The 17,048-nt window shown below is 59.3% G+C and carries 13 protein-coding genes and 1 pseudogene; 10 read left to right on the top strand and 4 right to left on the bottom strand.

The genetic code is table 11. The features are described 5' to 3' along the window. Window positions 1-7: 7 nt before the first annotated feature. Window positions 8-961 carry a Bro-N domain-containing protein gene (locus ACM14_RS08345; RefSeq protein ID WP_065345882.1) on the bottom strand — a complete coding sequence of 318 codons (954 nt, stop codon included), beginning with the start codon at window positions 959-961 and terminating at the stop codon, window positions 8-10. A gap of 623 nt (window positions 962-1,584) precedes the next feature. Between ACM14_RS08345 and ACM14_RS08340 the strand changes: the two genes are divergently transcribed. The 6 genes and pseudogenes from ACM14_RS08340 to ACM14_RS08320 all read left to right on the top strand — a co-directional run bounded on the left by ACM14_RS08340 (window position 1,585) and on the right by ACM14_RS08320 (window position 9,040). Beyond that, window positions 1,585-2,976, top strand: coding sequence for a DUF4041 domain-containing protein (locus ACM14_RS08340; protein ID WP_065345881.1), 1,392 nt, complete (start codon window positions 1,585-1,587; stop codon window positions 2,974-2,976). A gap of 526 nt (window positions 2,977-3,502) precedes the next feature. Further along, complete coding sequence (locus ACM14_RS31440) at window positions 3,503-4,492, top strand: hypothetical protein (protein WP_139093394.1); 990 nt, start codon at window positions 3,503-3,505, stop codon at window positions 4,490-4,492. A gap of 284 nt (window positions 4,493-4,776) precedes the next feature. Continuing rightward, window positions 4,777-5,537, top strand: a pseudogene (locus tag ACM14_RS08330) (IS5/IS1182 family transposase); the annotation flags it as partial. A gap of 104 nt (window positions 5,538-5,641) precedes the next feature. Beyond that, window positions 5,642-6,520 (top strand): transposase, encoded by an 879-nt coding sequence (locus ACM14_RS08325; RefSeq protein WP_065345879.1) that lies wholly within the window; start codon window positions 5,642-5,644, stop codon window positions 6,518-6,520. 1,077 nt (window positions 6,521-7,597) lie between these two features. After that, on the top strand, window positions 7,598-7,726 hold the full coding sequence (locus ACM14_RS32620) for a hypothetical protein (RefSeq protein WP_257221300.1): 129 nt from the start codon (window positions 7,598-7,600) through the stop codon (window positions 7,724-7,726). A gap of 528 nt (window positions 7,727-8,254) precedes the next feature. Next, entirely contained in the window at window positions 8,255-9,040 is a 786-nt protein-coding gene (locus tag ACM14_RS08320) for a hypothetical protein (RefSeq protein ID WP_099733995.1), read from the top strand. Window positions 9,041-9,400: 360 nt separating this feature from the next. Here the strand turns inward: ACM14_RS08320 and ACM14_RS08315 are convergent, their stop codons facing one another. Continuing rightward, window positions 9,401-10,381, bottom strand: a complete 981-nt coding sequence (locus tag ACM14_RS08315; RefSeq protein ID WP_065345877.1) for a GyrI-like domain-containing protein — start codon at window positions 10,379-10,381, stop codon at window positions 9,401-9,403. 91 nt (window positions 10,382-10,472) lie between these two features. Next, window positions 10,473-10,796 carry a helix-turn-helix domain-containing protein gene (locus tag ACM14_RS08310; protein WP_065345876.1) on the bottom strand — a complete coding sequence of 108 codons (324 nt, stop codon included), beginning with the start codon at window positions 10,794-10,796 and terminating at the stop codon, window positions 10,473-10,475. Window positions 10,797-10,946: 150 nt separating this feature from the next. Between ACM14_RS08310 and gstA the strand changes: the two genes are divergently transcribed. The 4 genes from gstA (at window position 10,947) to ACM14_RS08290 (ending at window position 15,936) form a co-directional block, all read left to right on the top strand. Next, complete coding sequence (gene gstA, locus ACM14_RS08305; protein ID WP_065345875.1) at window positions 10,947-11,579, top strand: glutathione transferase GstA; 633 nt, start codon at window positions 10,947-10,949, stop codon at window positions 11,577-11,579. 204 nt (window positions 11,580-11,783) lie between these two features. Then, on the top strand, window positions 11,784-12,320 hold the full coding sequence (locus tag ACM14_RS08300) for a sigma-70 family RNA polymerase sigma factor (protein ID WP_217491957.1): 537 nt from the start codon (window positions 11,784-11,786) through the stop codon (window positions 12,318-12,320). After that, window positions 12,310-13,359, top strand: a complete 1,050-nt coding sequence (locus ACM14_RS08295) for a FecR domain-containing protein (protein WP_254662018.1) — start codon at window positions 12,310-12,312, stop codon at window positions 13,357-13,359. Before ACM14_RS08300 ends, ACM14_RS08295 begins: the two co-directional genes overlap by 11 nt. Window positions 13,360-13,461: 102 nt before the next feature. After that, on the top strand, window positions 13,462-15,936 hold the full coding sequence (locus ACM14_RS08290) for a TonB-dependent siderophore receptor (RefSeq protein ID WP_065345873.1): 2,475 nt from the start codon (window positions 13,462-13,464) through the stop codon (window positions 15,934-15,936). Between the two features lie 68 nt (window positions 15,937-16,004). Here the strand turns inward: ACM14_RS08290 and ACM14_RS08285 are convergent, their stop codons facing one another. Continuing rightward, the gene (locus ACM14_RS08285; protein WP_065345939.1) at window positions 16,005-17,015 is read right to left on the bottom strand and encodes a hypothetical protein; all 1,011 of its coding nucleotides are present in this window, start codon (window positions 17,013-17,015) and stop codon (window positions 16,005-16,007) included. Between the last annotated feature and the right edge of the window lie 33 nt (window positions 17,016-17,048).

Here is a 17,048-nt window from a genome sequence, read left to right as displayed (position 1 = left end):
GCCCGCGTCAGTCGTGCCGCGCCATCAGGTCACGGCGGCGGCGCTCGTAGTAATGCCGCTGGCACTCGGCCGCCTCCTGCCAGGCCTGCCTGTCGATGGCCTCCTGCACATGGTCCGGCAGCGGCCGGGGCGCAGCCGCAGTCGCCAGCATGGCCTCCATGCCCTCCAGCGGCGCAAAGCCCAGGCAGGGCAGCTCGAACGGCAGCATGGGCTCCTGCGCATTGGCAAGAATGGCCCCCAGCGCCCAACGTGCCATGCGGTCAAAGAAGCCGTCAGGGTGCCCATGGTTCCAGTACCGCGCCATCTCCGGCCCCGCAAACCGCATGGCGTCATAGGCATGCCTGGGGTTGTGGCGCGCCAGCTCCACCACCTCGCTGAACCAGATCTCTCCAATCCCGTAGTGCTCATGCCCGCTGTTCACGCGCGGCGGCACAAACCACTGAATGCGCTCGCCCTTCGCATTGCGCCGTGTGAAAGACAGGTCATCGCAGGTGCGGATGCGGCGCAAGACCTTGGGCGCAGGCCCCGGGATCAGGCTCTGGGGCGGGTGCATGGCATCGTGCCCGGGCCGGGTCTTGCGCTTCGTTTTGCTGACTTTGGCCGATGCATCCATGCTGGCCAGGACCCTGTCCTTCACCCAGCGCCTGAAGCGCTTTGCCTCAGGTGAGGGGCTGGCCTGTATCAGTGCATGCAGACCCTCCACGCTGATGGCCACCACAGCTTCGCGCCTGGGCTTGCGGCCGGGTTCGCTGGCAAGGCGGACGGTGCAGCGCTGGTCCTCGTCGAGTTGGCCCGTAGCCACCTTGTGGCGGGAGATTCCCAGGGCGGTGCACACATCCTTGGCAAGGAACCAGGTCACGCCGTTCTTGGAGAACGTGCGGATCGGGATGTCGCCGAAGTGGAGGGTTTGGGGGGTGATGTCGTCTGCGGGGACGGCACGGGAGGGGGATCGCAAAGCCATGAATGGCCTCCTATGTCAACACGGTCATAGGGTTGCCCGTCTGTCTTTGCCGCAATGGCTTTATGCAGCGGCGGGCAGCCCGGCCATAAACAAGACTTGCCCTGGATTGCAGGGCAAGACAAAGCGTATGGGCGAAATGCCACTGACTTTCGGGAGTGACTTCCGCCTATGAAGGTGTGTTGAGCACCGGGGGGATCGTAGCAGGTGTGGGCGTGCTGAAGCTGCCAAAGCGGTTGCGTAGGCGTGCTGGTTGAAGGGTGCAGGGACGTGTTGAATGAGGGGCTTTGCAGCGAATTGCGAGGGCAACGTCACCTGTTTTGCTTTCTTTGCAGATCAGTTGTTCAAGGCCTGTGTGTCAGCAGTAGGCCACCGCAGACGTTTGAACGACGGCTTCATGCTGGGAGCCGCCGGTCGAGTCAAACTAAACGATTGGCAGCGATCTTATTAGTTCTGTCATCGGCACAACCGATCTTCGATACCAGAAGGGATGCGTAAAGCGTGCAGTCGGAACTTTCGGCCTCTTGCAGAAGGCAATTGCCTTAGGTCGATGCCAAGTGAGTGCCTATGGCTAAAAATTTCACCCCGGATATAGTCATCGTAAACGGAACAAAAATGGAGGACGGATGACACTCAGTGACTTCTGGAACGGGACGAAGCACCGGGTTCGAGCCGAACGACTAGAGCAAGAGCTGAAGGCTTCCCAGTCGTCTGCCGAAGAACTTCGAAAGCGCTGTGAGGTGCTGGAGGGCCAACTGCAGGAAAGCGGCCTACTGAGTCTGGGTGAAATCAAAGGCTTAGTAAAAATGGAAGAAGACCGGCTTGCACAGACCAAGGCGCATGTGGCAGCCGCCCAAGCCGAAGTGGACGCCGCCTTTCGAAATTTGAAGGACATCCAGAAGGAAATCCTGGTTGCAGAGGAGACGGTGGAGCTCGAATCGTTCGCGCTGTACGTGCCCAAGTATCAATTCACCAACAGCGCCGACTACAAGAGCCGTCTGGATGCAATCCGTGAGGAGCAAAAAGAGTCGGCCCGGAGATTGAGCAAGGAAGTCGAAAGTTGGGACCACACGGGGGTCACGCTGACAAAGACGGAGTGGAAACAGTTGCGCAAGGATGTCTTAAAGCTCTCGCTGCGCGCATTCAACAGCGAGTGTGAGAACTGCATCGACAACGTCAAGTTCAATAACTTCGACCGCATGGAAGAACGTATCCGCCGGTCTTTCGACGTCTGCAACAAACTGCTCAAGCGGACTGAGTGCTGGTGGACGGAAGTGGTCCTTCAGCGCAAGTTGGCAGAGCTGCACCTGGCTCACGAATTCCAAGTGAAGCGCGCCGAGGAGAAAGAGATGGCGCGCCAGGCTCGCGAGGACCAGCGTGAGCAGGAAAAGCTGGAGCGCGAAATCCGCGAGGTGCGGGTCAAGATCGACAAGGAGCGTCGGCACTTTGCCAGTGCAATTCAGAAGCTACAACTTCGGTTGGCAAGCGCCCAGAACGAGCAAGAGCGTGAAGACTTGCAGGCACGCCTCTCTGAAGTGGTGCAGCAAAACCTGGCGCTTGACGAAGAAGAGCGAGTCTTGGATTACCGCGAGCAGAACGCTCGAGCCGGCTACGTATACGTGATCTCGAACATCGGCGCGTTCGGCGAAGGGATCTACAAGATTGGAATGACCCGACGTCTGGAGCCCATGGATCGAGTCGACGAACTAGGCGATGCCTCTGTGCCATTTCGGTTCGATGTGCACGCCCTGGTGTTCTCCAACAACGCACCGGCACTCGAGGCAAAGTTGCACGCGCACTTTGCATTAGGGCGCATGAATAAGGTCAACGGGCGCAAAGAGTTCTTCCGCGCCGACCTCAAAGAGATCGAAGCGGTGATCCGGGCGAACTACGACGCAGTGGTAGAAGTTGAGCATGTGGCGGCGGCAGAGCAGTACCGCGAGAGCCTTCGGATGGTCATGCCGGCAGAGTCCATTCAAGCGGCGGAACTGGCTGTGGCCGCAGACGCGCAGGGGTGATCTTTTGGTTGTCAGCGGAGTCGATGATTCAGGGCGCGATTTTTTCGAAGATAAAGCGCCTCGCGCGCAGCAGGCTGGTGAACCTTCTGATCGCTGCGCTGATTGACCGCTCGTTGCCAGCGAGCGTGAATACGCCTGTCGGCATCGACATATGGCTCACGCTGCAGGGCAGTCGGCGACCGAGGTGCTGCGAATGACTTCAACGGGCTAATCTGCGACCGCCGCGAGGGCTACGAAGGGAGGCTGCCGACCTCGCTGATGCGAGATGCAGGGCCCAAGGTGTCGCGCTGACCGGCATGCGTTCCGGCTGAGGATGCAGTCGTGAGCTGATTAAGGACATGAAGTAGCCATTTCATCACTGGTCTTTGGCGGCTCACAAAGATCTTCAATCTCGAAATTTTTTTGATGTCTAAAAAGATCGGATGCGATTGCTTATACGCATAATTGCGGATAAATTAAATATTTTAGTGGTAGGGGTATTTTAAAATTCCTTCTCAAATTGTTTTTACCTTACAAGGATTAGAAAGTGAACGAAAAAAAAGAGTTGAAATTTAAATATAAAAAACCGTCGACCAAAGAAGAGTACTTGGCTGCAATTTATGAAGAGATTTCTGAGAACGAAAAATCAAATGGCGGGATTAGTACATTGAAGACCTATGTGTATGAAATACTTGAAAGGCAGAAGAACGAAGACTGGAAAAGAAAAACTTCGACGGAAAAAAAAGATCTCGAGCTTAGCTGGTCGCTTGGTTTATTGGCATTTGTGGCATTTGTGCTAATTTTCAACGGTATTAAAGAGAACCATGAATTTGGTTGGTTGCACAAGAATAGTTTTACTATTAAGATTTGGGGTATTGCTCTAGCGACACTGTATATTGGGATTTCAACTGAAAGAATTTCAATTTTTCGCAATCTGTGGCAGTTTGGGATTTCGAAGCTAGTTGCATCAATTGCAGTTTCAGGTTTAATTGTATTTTCTACAGGGAAGGCGGCAGGCTCTATAAATTCTGTTTTTGGTGTTGATGCATCTGCATTTCCATTTACTTTGACATTTACAGCGGGTTTGTTTTTCTTTTATTACGTGCTCCCATTTTTAGCTTTAGTGGGAGTCATTGCGGTATTTTTTGCATTTGATGCTGCTGGATATATTTATTCTAAGTTCAACGATGAATGGAATTACAAATTACCACCCGTTCACTCATTTGTTTTTCCAATAATGGCAACTATAGTATTAGTGGTCTTTTGGGATTGGTCAAAAAATCATCTAAGCGAGGAGGTTTTGCCATCGAAGATATACAAGCTGGCTCACACACTGGACTTCAATGGTAAAAACGAATGCGCCAATATCAAGCCTGATGTGCCGGTTGTTTACCTGGGGTCAGCACAATCAATAGTGCTGGCAGATTTAAAGGCTGCAAGGGTAGAGGACCTAAAGTCATTTTTTGAAAGAGAGGTTGAGGTTCCTGAAAAATTTTACCGATTAAGCTGTGAATTTAAAAATCATCAAAGCAAATAAATATAACAAGTTCGTTTACAAGATGCCAAAAAGCGAGACCCTTCATCAACTTGGCAAAAGTGTCAGCCTGTTTTGGCCGTCTATTTCTACCGATGAATATGCAATCTCCATTTATCTTCGCGAGCTCTTATTCCTTGGGTATTTGGTATTGCACAGGCTTCGCACGCGGATGGTAGTGGTGCTGTTGAGGTAGTTATGTCTATTTTGGGGTTAAATTAATTATTTAAATAGTCCGCCCTGAACAAACCGCAAGCCGTTGATTTGGTGAAGAAGGCTTGGAGACGCTGCAGGACAGGGGTCGACAGCACCTGGTCAGGGCGGCCCGGGACCACGGCCTGCAGCTGCGCCAGAGCTACATCTGTGTGGTACCACGACTGGCCAAGCGGATCGGACGCTACGCGCCCGCCAAGCAGTTCAAGCGCATGAAGAAGTCCGTGCGTACGCTGCGAACCCGTGTCGGCTTCGTGCACCGCGAGGTGGCTCGCCAATTGCACATGCTGCCCCAAGCCGCCAAAGCCAAGGTCCAGGATCTGCTGCAGCGCACTGGCCGCATCCTGAGACAGCGCACGAAGGACAAGAACAAGTTGTACGCCCTGCACGCGTGCGAAGTGGAATGCTTCAGCAAGGACAAAGCCCGTACGCCGTATGAGTTCAGCGTGAAGGTCAGCATCGCCATTACCTTGAAAGAGGGCTTGGTGGTGGGCATGCGCTCCATGCCGGGCAACCCGTTCGACGGCCACACGCTGGCCGAGGCGCTGGAACAGGTGGGCATCTTCGCCGGAACGGACAAACGGCCCGCAGCAGCCATCGTGGACAAGGGCTATCGGGATGTGGACATCGACGGTGCGCGCATCCTGCGCTCAGGTAGATACGGGGCTTCACCAAAACCCTCAAGGCCATGATAAAGCGAAGAAGCGCCATCGAGGCGGCCATTGGGCACATGAAAATGGACGGGCGCTTGGAACGCAATCCGCTCAAGGGCGCGCTGGGAGATGCGTTGTACGCGGTGATGTGCGGCGCCGGGCATAACCTGCGTCTGATCCTGGCCGCGCTGCGGGCTATAAGTGACTTCTGTGGCTGAGAGCGGTACTCTCCGAATCGCCAAGAGCACGCGCTGCAGCCTATAAGGCTGCCGCTATAGTACGCCGCATGACAAACACACGGCTTTCAAGGGCGCTCTGCAAGGTGGTAGGCGACGTCATCCAAGGAACGGGAGGGCACGCCACGCTTGATGCTTTGTTTTCGAGCTCTGGCGCCCCAGGCGAACCGCCTGCATTGGCACACCACTCAAAATGGAAGGAGTGGTTGTTTCGAGCCGGTCAGGACCCAAACTCGGATAGCCTGCAGATTCTTGGCAATGTGCTTGAAGAGTATATGGACACGAGGCCTGTACTCCAGGCAGAAGTCGAGTCTTGGAAAGAAGCTAGGGCAAGAATCGAGGCCGTCCTGGCTGAAGACGGACTTCGCTATTATCGACATGGACGAGTTCTACCGGTCGGGCGTGCCGTTGATATCGATGAGTTCGGGCAATTAGCGGCGCGGATGGTTCCTGCTAAGCCTAGCACCGTTGATGAGGTAGTGAAAGTCGTCATTCAAGGCCTCCGCCGTGCAATGCACCCACTCACTTATCGACGAAAGGGTGCGGAAACAATGCACTTCGTCAACGAGTACGATGTTCAAGATCTGCTTCATGCCCTGCTTCGACCTTGGGTAGTGGACGTGCGAGCTGAAGAATACACACCGAGCTATGCGGGAAGGAGCACGCGCATGGATTTCTTCCTTCCGGCGCACGACCTTGTCATTGAGACCAAATGCGTGCGGGACAGGTCACATGCAAAGGCGGTCGGCGATGAGCTTGTGCTCGATATTGCGCACTACGCAATACACCCGGGCTGCAAGAAACTTTGGTGCGTGGTCTACGATCCAGAGCACTACCTCACGAATTCAGCAGGTCTGAAAGATTTAGAGGGTGATCACAAAAAAAGCGACCGTAGCGTCAACGTCAAGGTTTTCATCGTGCATAAGTGAACAGCCAAACGCAATAGCCGATTGGCAACTACCTGAGGTTTGAAGACGAGGATTTCAATATACGCGTTGATGCAAATGGAACGGAGCTAGCAAAGGTCTCTTCCGGTCCACAGCGGCCTGTAGGCAGCATCGGTCCAAGGTCAGCAATCGCTGCGTGGGCACCCGTAGGTACTAGAAAAACGTCTGTACCGGGTCGGCTTGTGACAGTCGAGCCATTCTCGGTGAGATCCACGTGCCGCACGTTGCGGTTGCTGGCCGCGCTGTTGGGCTGCACGCGTCCGATGTGGTCGCGCTGATGCGGAATGTGTGACCACCAAGTACCCGCCAATGAAGATGCCCAGAGGCGTATGGGCAATCTTTTGCATCTGCGGTTTAGAACATTGTTGTAATTTCGTTGGACTGAGCGTGGACGCGAATGCTCTTTGCGTACACTGGCGGATCACTCCATTCCATTGGGCTAGCGATGATTGGTGTGATAACCATGAGTGCCATGCCTTTTGGAGGGTCTGCAACGAAATCAAGATCCTGTATCCCATCTTCTGGGAAATTGATGTACTACCTTGGTTCAAGTCGAGCATTTGTCCATCCGGATGTGGATACTGATCCGGCAACTTCGATGACGTATTGAGGTGGATTGGGTTTTACATCTGCAGTTGTGACTGACATTACGGGCTTGCTCATGTCTTCTCCTGTCAAGTGGTTTGGCTTTAATGCCGGGAACGACAGGGAGGATTACTCCCTGATTTTTGATGCCAGTGTTTCTGCAAAGGGTAAATACACTTCTCCAAAGTTGAATAGGGGTATCCCTAGTGGTGTAGCAACAACCGCGATCCTGACTGCACTTCAGAGCATCGGCTGGAGGCGAGATGCTGTTGGTGCGCACGTCGCCAAATAGCCCGATCGGTGAGGTAGCGAAAGATGATAATGTTTTCTCAAAAAGAACATCCACGGAAGGCATTGGGCTGATCGGTCTTTGTTGGATGTGCGCCAACAAAAATTTGGCAAAGTTCTTTGCGGAGTTGCAGTGGAGGGAAGTAACAGCTACTATGCACAACACCAATTTAAAGGAGATTCCTCATGAACCTTAAGCCGGGACCAAAACCGATTGCAAAATCGACGGGCAAGCCTGACCAACGTCGCCGTGATAACAAGGAGACTCCTGGAAATAATCCTGCTCTGAAGCCTGCAGTACCAAAAAAGAAGTGAGGCATGCCCTGGTCACAAGTTGCGATCGGCGCCAATAGATGGCGGTGTGTGATTCATACATGAGCAGCGGAAGATTAATTCCCATCTAGGACATTATCGCCAACTGCATGGTGGTGATAATGTCTATTTTAATTTCGCGGCCCCATTGTAGTACGTACTGTTCTAAGCTATGCACCACGATAGCGAGGCGCTGGCGGTCTTGGTAATCGGATTACCGCCATGCGGCTGTGATCGAAAGCTGACGATGCGGGCGGGAGCGGCAGCAATGGGGGATTGGCGCCTGTGGACAAGGGCATGCCAGCGACCGCTTTGCGGTGTTTCTAAAATTGCAGCTCATGACGTATGAGGCCCCTCTGGGACCAGAAGCGTACGTTGGCTCTCAAACCACGAAAGACGGTTACTGACTAGCTGGCGGGCCTTGGCATCGCATCAAATGATGGTGACGTGATACGACCTATGAAATTAGAGACTTCGCCCCACGCCTATTTTTTTATTTCTGTCTATTTGATAGGGTTGCCTAGGTAGTCTATGCTGCGCCATTTCCCCGAAAGCACAAAGGTCGTTTTCTTCGATCTAGAGTACTACGTTCCGGTTGAGGACCGTACCCGCAAGGCGCCTTCAAGCATGAAGTTTTCGCCGTACTTGCCCGGGCACAAAATTTTGGGCGGAACGTTTCAGACGTATCTCCCCATGACGAATGATCTGAGGCCGCCAGTTCAGATCTGGGAGTGGACTGCAGGCTCAGAAAAGCGAGTTCTTGAAGAGATTCTTGCCCTGCTGAAATGTGAATGGAAGGGATTGGAGCGAGGTGATCGAGGGTCCTTGATCCTATGCGGTATCGGCATTTCGCACAGCGACGTGCCTGCACTCCTTGCGAAGATGAACATGTCGCTCGTAGACCTTCCGACGCGAATTTACGACTATCTCTGCGGCTGCCGGCAGATTGATCTTTCGACCGCCACCTACTGCCAGTTCTCATCGAAGATGCGCTACTTCTCCTATCCCAAGAGCAAGGCCATGCTGTACAACAAATACTTGGCTGAGCCCGCCAACGTGGCCTCGGGCACATCTGTCTGGGATGATTACGAGACTGGCAGGTTAAGTGCCATCGAAGCACGCACGCAGCTTGAGGTAGACCACACCGTTTCCATCTACAAGCGGATGTTCGATATTCGTCGGGAAACAGAAGGCATCGTGGCGCGGCTTAAAAAACTGCAAAAGCTTGGAGTGATTCCCCCCTACATTCCGAAGAGCGCTAACGGCGATGCCGATGGACTCGCGGCCGACGCCTCCACAGACGCTCTGGAGAGCTGATGGGCGTTGTAAGAAATCACCGTAGCGGGACTGCTTTCTGAGGTGGAGACGCGCATCCTCGTAGGTTCCGGTGCCATGGAACTCATCACGTCTTGCTCGGGATGACGGTGACAGGCTTCATAGTGATATCACGCCGCTTGAAAGAGCGCAGTCAATTCTTCATACGTAGTCATTGACCAATGACAAGCATTGGGGATGACTGCAGCGCGCGAGCTTGCAGTCATTCGCGACGACGTGACTTGAGGACCGCTTTCGCTGCAAAGCCGACACCTGACGGCTAAGGTCCAACGCCTGCAGCGGGTAGTGAATTCAACCAGCCAACCCAACACATTCGTCAAACCTCAACCGGCTTGAGTCGCTTTACAGCGCCCGCACTGGAATGCAGATGTCGCAGCAGAACTCGCCTGTGTCGGCATCCATGGCAGTGGCCGCAGAAAACATCTCAAAGCAAGGCCGGTCGTCACATTGCATGCCGCTGGACGGCATCCATTCGCGCGTCAGCCACATCCAGGCATTGGCCAAGCCCTCGGGTTTTCCTTTGAACCTTGCCACGGCGTAGCGGCCGCCCGGCAGGGATTGGGTGTCCACCTGGCCGCTGGCGACGAAATGCGCGGGGACTTCCACGCAGGCGTCATAGCGGCATTTGCTGGCGGGCGTGAGAGAGGGGTCGTCATAACCTATGCCGTAGCACGTTTGATCTCTGAGGCCATTGGAATGCATCCACGGCGCAATGGTGCCTCGCCAGAATTGGCCTATGGCTGGCCCATAGGGGCCGATCAAGCGTTGATAGGCGACATGTGCTTTGGGTAGATCAATGATGCGGACGTCCATGGCGATTTCTTCCTTCAGGTGACAAGAGCCCTGAGGTTCGCCGAACGCGCGCGGGTCTTCCTGATGGAGATTGCCGAAGACCTGATCAGGATTGCTCTCCTGGCTGCCAGGCGGCTGCCCGATGGCGGCCGCCTGGGTTTTCAGCCGCTCAAGCGTGGTGGAGCGCCAGGCCGATGGCGTGCAGCCAAACTTGAGCTTGAAGGCGCGCGCAAATGCTTCGCCCGATTGGAAGCCGGTGGCCAAGGCGGTTTCAAGCACGGTTTCCTTGCTGCCGCAGGACAGCCGGAACGCCGCTTTCTCCAGCCGTCGGCGCTGCGCATAGCTGCCCAGCGTTTCTCCCATCCATGCCGCGAAAATTCGGTGAAAGTGGAAGCGCGAGAAATTGGCGATGTCGGCCAGATGCGCACCATCCAGAGGCTGATCCAGGTGGGCATCGATGTAGTTGAGCACGCGATTGATCCGTCGCGCGTACTCGGCGCGGGATGCCTGCTCGGAAGGCTTGTTCGTCATGGTCGTTGTTCTGGAAATCACCGTTCATGCGGCGATGGGGCCTGCCTGTCAGCAGGGGGCGGATGGAGACAACCAGCCGGCGCAGTTCTCCTCAGGCCGGCGCCTTGCCCTTCACCCACAACCCAAACTCCTTCATCACCCCCACCACCGGCTTGAGCCGCTCCCCATCCGGGGTCAATTCGTACTCCACCTTGATCGGCGCCGTGGGGTAGACCGTGCGCTTGACCAGGCCCGCTTCCTCCAGCGCGCGAAGGTCCAGGGTGAGGGAGCGTTGGGAAATGCCGGGCATGTCGCGGCGCAGGTCGTTGAATCGCCGGGGGCCGTCGATGAGGTAGGAGGCGATGAGCAGCCTCCAGCGGCCGCCCAGCAGGCGCATGGCTTCTTCCACGGAGCAGCCGGAGATGTTGGATTTCATAGCACATTCATCATAGGCAGGCGGCAGGTATATTTTTTTAACCTATGGGCAGTTTTATTGCCTTCTTCCAGATTTATCCCTGGTGCATGACATTGGCCAGGGGCTGTGCCTGAACGCGCAGGCCCCTTGTTCCATCACCAGAGAAATTGCATGAAGCTGTATTACCTGCCGGGCGCCTGTTCGCTGGCGCCGCACATTGTCCTGAACGAGCTGGGGCTTGATTTCCAACTGGTCAGGGTGGACCACAAGACCCACCAGACGGAAGACGGCAGGGACTTCCGTGCGCTCAGCCCGTTTGGCTATGTACCCCTGCTGGAATTGGACGACGGCAGCCTGCTGCGGGAAGGGCCCGCCGTCCTGCAGTACCTGGCGGACCTGCGGCCTGCGTCGCTTCTGGTGCCAGTCCAGGGCAGCCTGGAGCGCTATCGGCTGCTGGAGTGGCTGGCCTTTCTGAACTCGGAGATCCACAAGGGCTTCATCCCGCTGCTGTATGCGGTGGCGGCGGGAAAGTACGGCGTGGAGACGGCCAAGCCCAAGCTGGAGCAGCGGTATGCCTGGGTGAACGCGCAGCTGGCCGGCAAGCCCTACCTGATGGGCGATGGCTTCACCGTGGCCGATGCCTATCTGTACGCGCTCACGCAGTGGGGGCAGGCGCCTTGGCTGGAGTCGGTCTACAAGACGGGCATTCGCTTTGATGGCCTGGAGCATCTTGCAGCCTGGTACGCGCGGATGCGGGAGCGGCCTGCCGTGCGCAAGTCGCTGCAGGCGGAAGGTTTGCGGTAGGGTGGGGCAGGGCACATGGCGGTGCGCTGGAGTGGCTTGGCCGTATCCGCCGCACCGTTGCCCGCCGGTCCATGCCTGCCACCGCGCCCGTTGTGGCCACGCCGCAGACTGATACGCATGCGTTCTGTCTCGATAGAATGCGTTTCATTCTCAATTCCGCCGCTGCGGCTGCCGCCTTGCCCCGGGCGCAGCGCAGAAGAAACCGTGTCTTCCACCGAATCCGCGCTGCAGCAACGCATGGCTGCCCTTTATGCCGACCACCATGGCTGGTTGCGCGGCTGGCTGCGGCGCAGGGTGGGCAATGCGTTTGATGCGGCCGATGTGGCGCATGACACGTTTGTGCGCATCCTGGCGTCGCGCGATGCGTTGCTGGGCATGGCGGAGCCACGCGCCTACCTGACGACCACGGCCAGGCGGCTGCTGGTGGACCGGGCGCGGCGCCAGGCCATGGCGCAGGCCTATCTGGATGAGCTGGCGCTGGTGGCGCAAAGCCTGCCCGGCTATCCGGCGCCCGAAGAAATCCTGATGGCGGTGCAGGCGCTGGAGCAGATTGGCGCTGCGCTGGAGGGGCTGGCCGAGCGCCCGCGCGAGGCGTTTCTGCGCCACTACCTGGACGAGCAGCCGCAGGCCGAGATTGCACAGGGCCTGGGTGTTTCCACGCGCATGGTGCAGAAGTACCTGGTGCATGCGCTGCTGCACTGCCGCGCCCATTGCCCTGCCGTGGCCGAGCATGTCCGGTAGAGCGGAGCGCATGCCCGGCGCAGGGCCGGATGACGATGCCCTGGCCGAGCAGGCGGCGCAGTGGCTTGTGGCGCTGACGGGCGATGACGAGTCCGAATGCGCCACGGCCCGCGCGGGCTTTGAAGCATGGAAGCGTGCCGACCCGCGCCATGCGGCCGCCGCCCTGGACATGGAGCAGTTTCTGGACCGCCTGCAGGCTGCGCGCAGCGGCCCGGCCGGCAGCCGGCCAGCCCGTGCGGCGCTGGATGCGTCGGGCAGCGCTGGAAGAAAGCAGGATGGGCAGACACGCCGGGCTCGGCGCACGCGGCGTGCCGGTGCAGCCCTGATGCTGGCTGCCGTGCTGGCCTTGCCGGCCTGGGTGGCATTGCAGGCCTGGCCACCGGGCTATCTGATGGCGGACCTGCGCACGGCCACAGGCCAGTGGCAGACCCGGGCGCTGGCGGATGGCACGCGCATCACCCTGGCCAGTGGCAGCGCGGTGAACCTGCGTTATGACGAGCGGCGCCGCACGGTGGAGCTGGTGCAGGGCGAGATTCTGGTCGATGTGGCCCGTGATGCATCGCGCCCCTTTGTGGTGGAGACCGCGCAGGGCAGCCTGCGTGCGCTGGGCACGCGCTTTGTGGTGGACCGGCAGGCCGATGCCACGGTGCTCAGCGTGCTGGAGTCGCGCGTGGCGGCGCAGGCCGCTGCGGGCGGCCAGGACTCCGCCACGGTGGATGCCGGCCAGCGCGTGCGCATCACGGACCACGGCCTGGGGCCCGTGCAGGCCATGGACGCCTGGGGCCTGGCGGATGCCTGGCGCAACCACCAGTTGGTGGTGAGCGACCAGCCCCTGGCCGAGGTGCTGGATGCGCTGGCCCGCTACCGGCCCGGCCATATCCGCTACGACAGCGCACAGATCCACCACCTGCGCGTGAGCGCCGTGCTGCCGCTTGACGATACGGACCGCGCGCTGCAGCTGCTGATGAGCAGTTTTCCCGAGCTGCGCATTCGCACGTTGACACCGTGGCTGGTGCTGGTGGATGCGCCCGGGCCCTGAGGGGACGATTTCAAAATTTTTTTGCCGATCCGGTTCGCCTTTCCGCAGTTCGTGCGTCAAGCCCTGGAAGACACCAACGAACCAAGGAAGGAATCCTCCGCCATGCCATTGCCGATCAACGCAGGCCGCAGCCGCCCCCCGTCGCTGCCCGGGCGGTTCGCCAGGATCGCCATCGCCGCTGCGGTGGCGGCGCTGGCTGCCACGGGAACGGGGGCCGCGGTCGCGCAGGCCCCCGCGCAGCCCATTGCCTATGACGTACCTGCCGGCCCGCTGGCCGATGCGCTCAACCGCTTTGCGCTGCAGGCGGGCGTGGCCATTGCCATCGATGCCAATCAGTTGCGCGGCCTGCGCTCCCCCGGGCTGCAGGGCCGCCATGGCGTGGAAGAAGGCTTTGGCGTACTGCTGCGCGGCAGCGGCTATGTGCTGGCGAGGACGACCGGCGGCTATGTGCTGCGGGCCGCACCGCAGCCCGCGCCTGAGGCAGTGTCTCCGGCAGCCAGGGAGATTCCGCGCCTGCCCACGGTGACCGTGAGCGGGGCAGTGGATGCCGAGACGGCCACGGGGCCGGTGCCCGGCTATGTGGCCCGGCGCAGCGCCACGGCCACCAAGACCGATACGCCGCTGGAGGAGACGCCGCAGTCGATCTCGGTGGTGACTTCGGATTTCATCAACGCCAGCGGGGCGCTGCGGCTCAAGGATGCGCTGGCCTATACGCCGGGCATCAATGTGTCGCCCTGGGGTGCGGATTCGCGCTTCGACTGGACCATCATTCGGGGCTTCGACGCGCAGACGCCCGGCTACTACCTGGACGGCCTGCCGCTGCGCAACAACAACGGCTGGGCCGTGTGGCAGACGGAGAACTACGGCACGGAGCGCATCGAGGTGCTGCGCGGCCCATCCTCGGTGCTGTATGGGCAGACGGGGCCGGGCGGCATGGTCAACGTGGTCAGCAAGCGGCCCACGGGCGAGCCGCTGCGTGAGCTGCAGGTGCAGGTGGGTAACCATGGGCGGCGCCAGGTGGGCGGGGATTTTGCGGGGGCGCTGGATGCGCAGGGCACGCTGCAGTACCGCGTGACCGGCATGGTGCGCGATGCCGAGCTGCAGGCCAGCGGCCTGCCCAATGACCGGGTGTACCTGGCGCCTTCGCTGACGTGGAAGCCCTCCACCGATACCTCGCTGACCGTGCTGGCGCACTATCTGCGCATACGCGATGGCAGCTCCTACGGCAGCTTTCCCGAGGTGGGCACGCTGCTGCCCAATCCCAACGGCAAGTTCTCGCCGGGCACCTATGTGGGCGAGCCGGGATTCGACCATTTCAATCAGGACCAGTGGATGCTGGGCTATCTGTTCGAGCACCGCCTGAACGACACCTGGACGCTGCGCCAGAACGCGCGCTACGGCGCCATCAAGGTGGACTACCAGCAGGTCTACAACCAGAGCGATTTCGCCATCGTCAACCCTGCCGATCCGCTGGACCCGGCCAATTTCCGGCGGCTCAACCGCTTTCCGTTCGGCAGCAAGGAGCGGGCGCGGCTGCTGACCATAGACAACCAGGCCCAGGCCAAGCTGCGGCTGGGCGATTGGCAGCACACGTTTCTGGCGGGGCTGGACTACCAGGGCTCGCGCAATGACCAGCGCACCTACAACGCGGGCACGGTGTCGGGCATCGACGGCTATGCGCCGGTGTATACGAACGATGTGGTGCCCGGTGATCCCTGGTTCGACGCCCGCACGCGGCTGACACAGACGGGCATCTACCTGCAGGACCAGATCAAGTGGAACGATTGGGTGGCCACGGTGGGGGGCCGGTACGACAGCGCCTCGGCCACGGTGAGCAGCCATATCGACGGCAGCCGCACGCGCATCAACGACCACAAGTTCACCAGCCGAGCGGGACTGGTCTATCTGCACCCCAGCGGCTGGGCGCCCTATGTGAGCTATTCCGAGTCGTTCTCGCCCACGGTGACCATGGACCCGGAGACCAATACGCCGCTCAAGCCCGAAACCGGGCGCCAGTACGAGGCCGGCGTGCGCTATGTGCCGACAGATGGAAAAGGCCGCTACAGCGCCGCCATCTTCGATCTGCGCCGCAGGAACTACATCACCTACACGCCGGAGTTCCTGCCCCGGCAGACCGGCGAGATTGCGGTGCGCGGGCTGGAGCTGGAGGCCGCGTTCCAGCCGCTGAAGAACCTGAACGTGATCGCGGCCTATACCTATACGCCCAAGGCCATCGTCACGGCCAGCAGCACGCCTTCGGAGGTTGGCAAGCAGATGCAGGCGGTGTCGCGCAACCAGCTGTCGGTATGGGCCGACTACCGCTTTGCAATCGGCCTGCGGGTGGGGGTTGGAGCGCGCTACATGGGCTCCAACCGCGGCTACCAGGAGTCGGCAGCGGCCCCGCTGCCTTCGTACACGGTGGTGGATGCCCTGGTCGCCTACGACCTGCAGCGCTGGAGCCTGGCGCTGAACCTGCGCAACCTGGGCAACAAGGCCTATCTGAGCAACTGCAGCGCAGGCAGCTGCCGCTACGGCGAGCTGCGGCAGGCAGTGGCCACGGCCACCTACCGCTGGTAGGCGGGGGCTGGGGTGACGGTGGACATGACGGTGGATATGGCGGTGAACGTGACGGTGGACGTGACGAATCACGCCAAGGTTTCAAGGCTCACGGCCACGATGACGGGGGCAGGGTCCGTGTTCACGAGGCGCAAGGCCTGGTTTGGCTGCCCGTCTCCGTTTGCTCGCTGAACCGTCACACCCATGGCCTGCACGGTGTCAGCTTCATCCAGCGTCTGGCGCAGCGAGGCGGGGATCGGCGCTGCGGCAGTGAAGTCGAAGCGGGGTTTCAACGCGACGTAGAAAGTTGACACACGGCACGCCATCAGTCCGCCAGGCCCGAAGAACACGCCCGCATCCGGCACCAGGCCGCGACCCAGCGCCACCATCGAGGCGTCGTACCAGCTGCCGGGGTAGATCGGCACCTGGTCCCAGCATTCAGAGGTGATCGTGACCGTCTCCAGCGAAGCGGCGGGTAGCGCAAGGACGCGGCCGGAAGCGTCCAGGGCCTGCAGGGAAGCCGGAGCCTGCGGCCCTGCGCCGGATGTGTCGTTGAGATTCAAGCGCAAGGTGCCGGGGTTTGCGATCGTGCCGACAGCCACTGCTGCGCTCCACTCCGACGAGCTCTTGGGCAGTGTCCAGATCGGTTTCCACTGGAGGTAGCCGGTCTCGTACACCTTGGTCCATCCCACCGGAGTGGGCGAGTATGCAGGTTCGCCCGCAGGCGTTGCCATCTTCTGCATGGCGCCTGCAAGCATCGACTGATAGGGAAATTTGCAGGCTTCGAGTACCTGCAGAAAGGTCTTGTATCCCTGCGAAAAGCTGCGCCCCGACGCTTGGTACAGCGCGCCATTGGCAGCGGACTGGGGCACCGTATCTGCAAAGAGGAACTGCGCGTCGGCCATGGTGCCGGTCACTGGATCCGGCCAGTTCCACGCGGTCACCGGCATCAGCATCTGCCCCCGCACCAGCGGCGCCGAAATGGATGCCGAGCGCTTGAACACCATGCCGGTTTTCGGCCCGCTCGATACGCTTGGGGCCCTTGGGGGCGGAGGCACCAGATCAGCCAGGCCGCCGAGGAACTGATGGATCACGTTCATGAACGCTGTCTCCGGTTGACGGGGGTGGGCGGG

It is taken from the genome of Delftia sp. JD2 (assembly GCF_001682645.1).
Classification (GTDB): domain Bacteria; phylum Pseudomonadota; class Gammaproteobacteria; order Burkholderiales; family Burkholderiaceae_C; genus Comamonas; species Comamonas acidovorans.
This window is presented reverse-complemented; position numbering and strand designations above follow the sequence as displayed.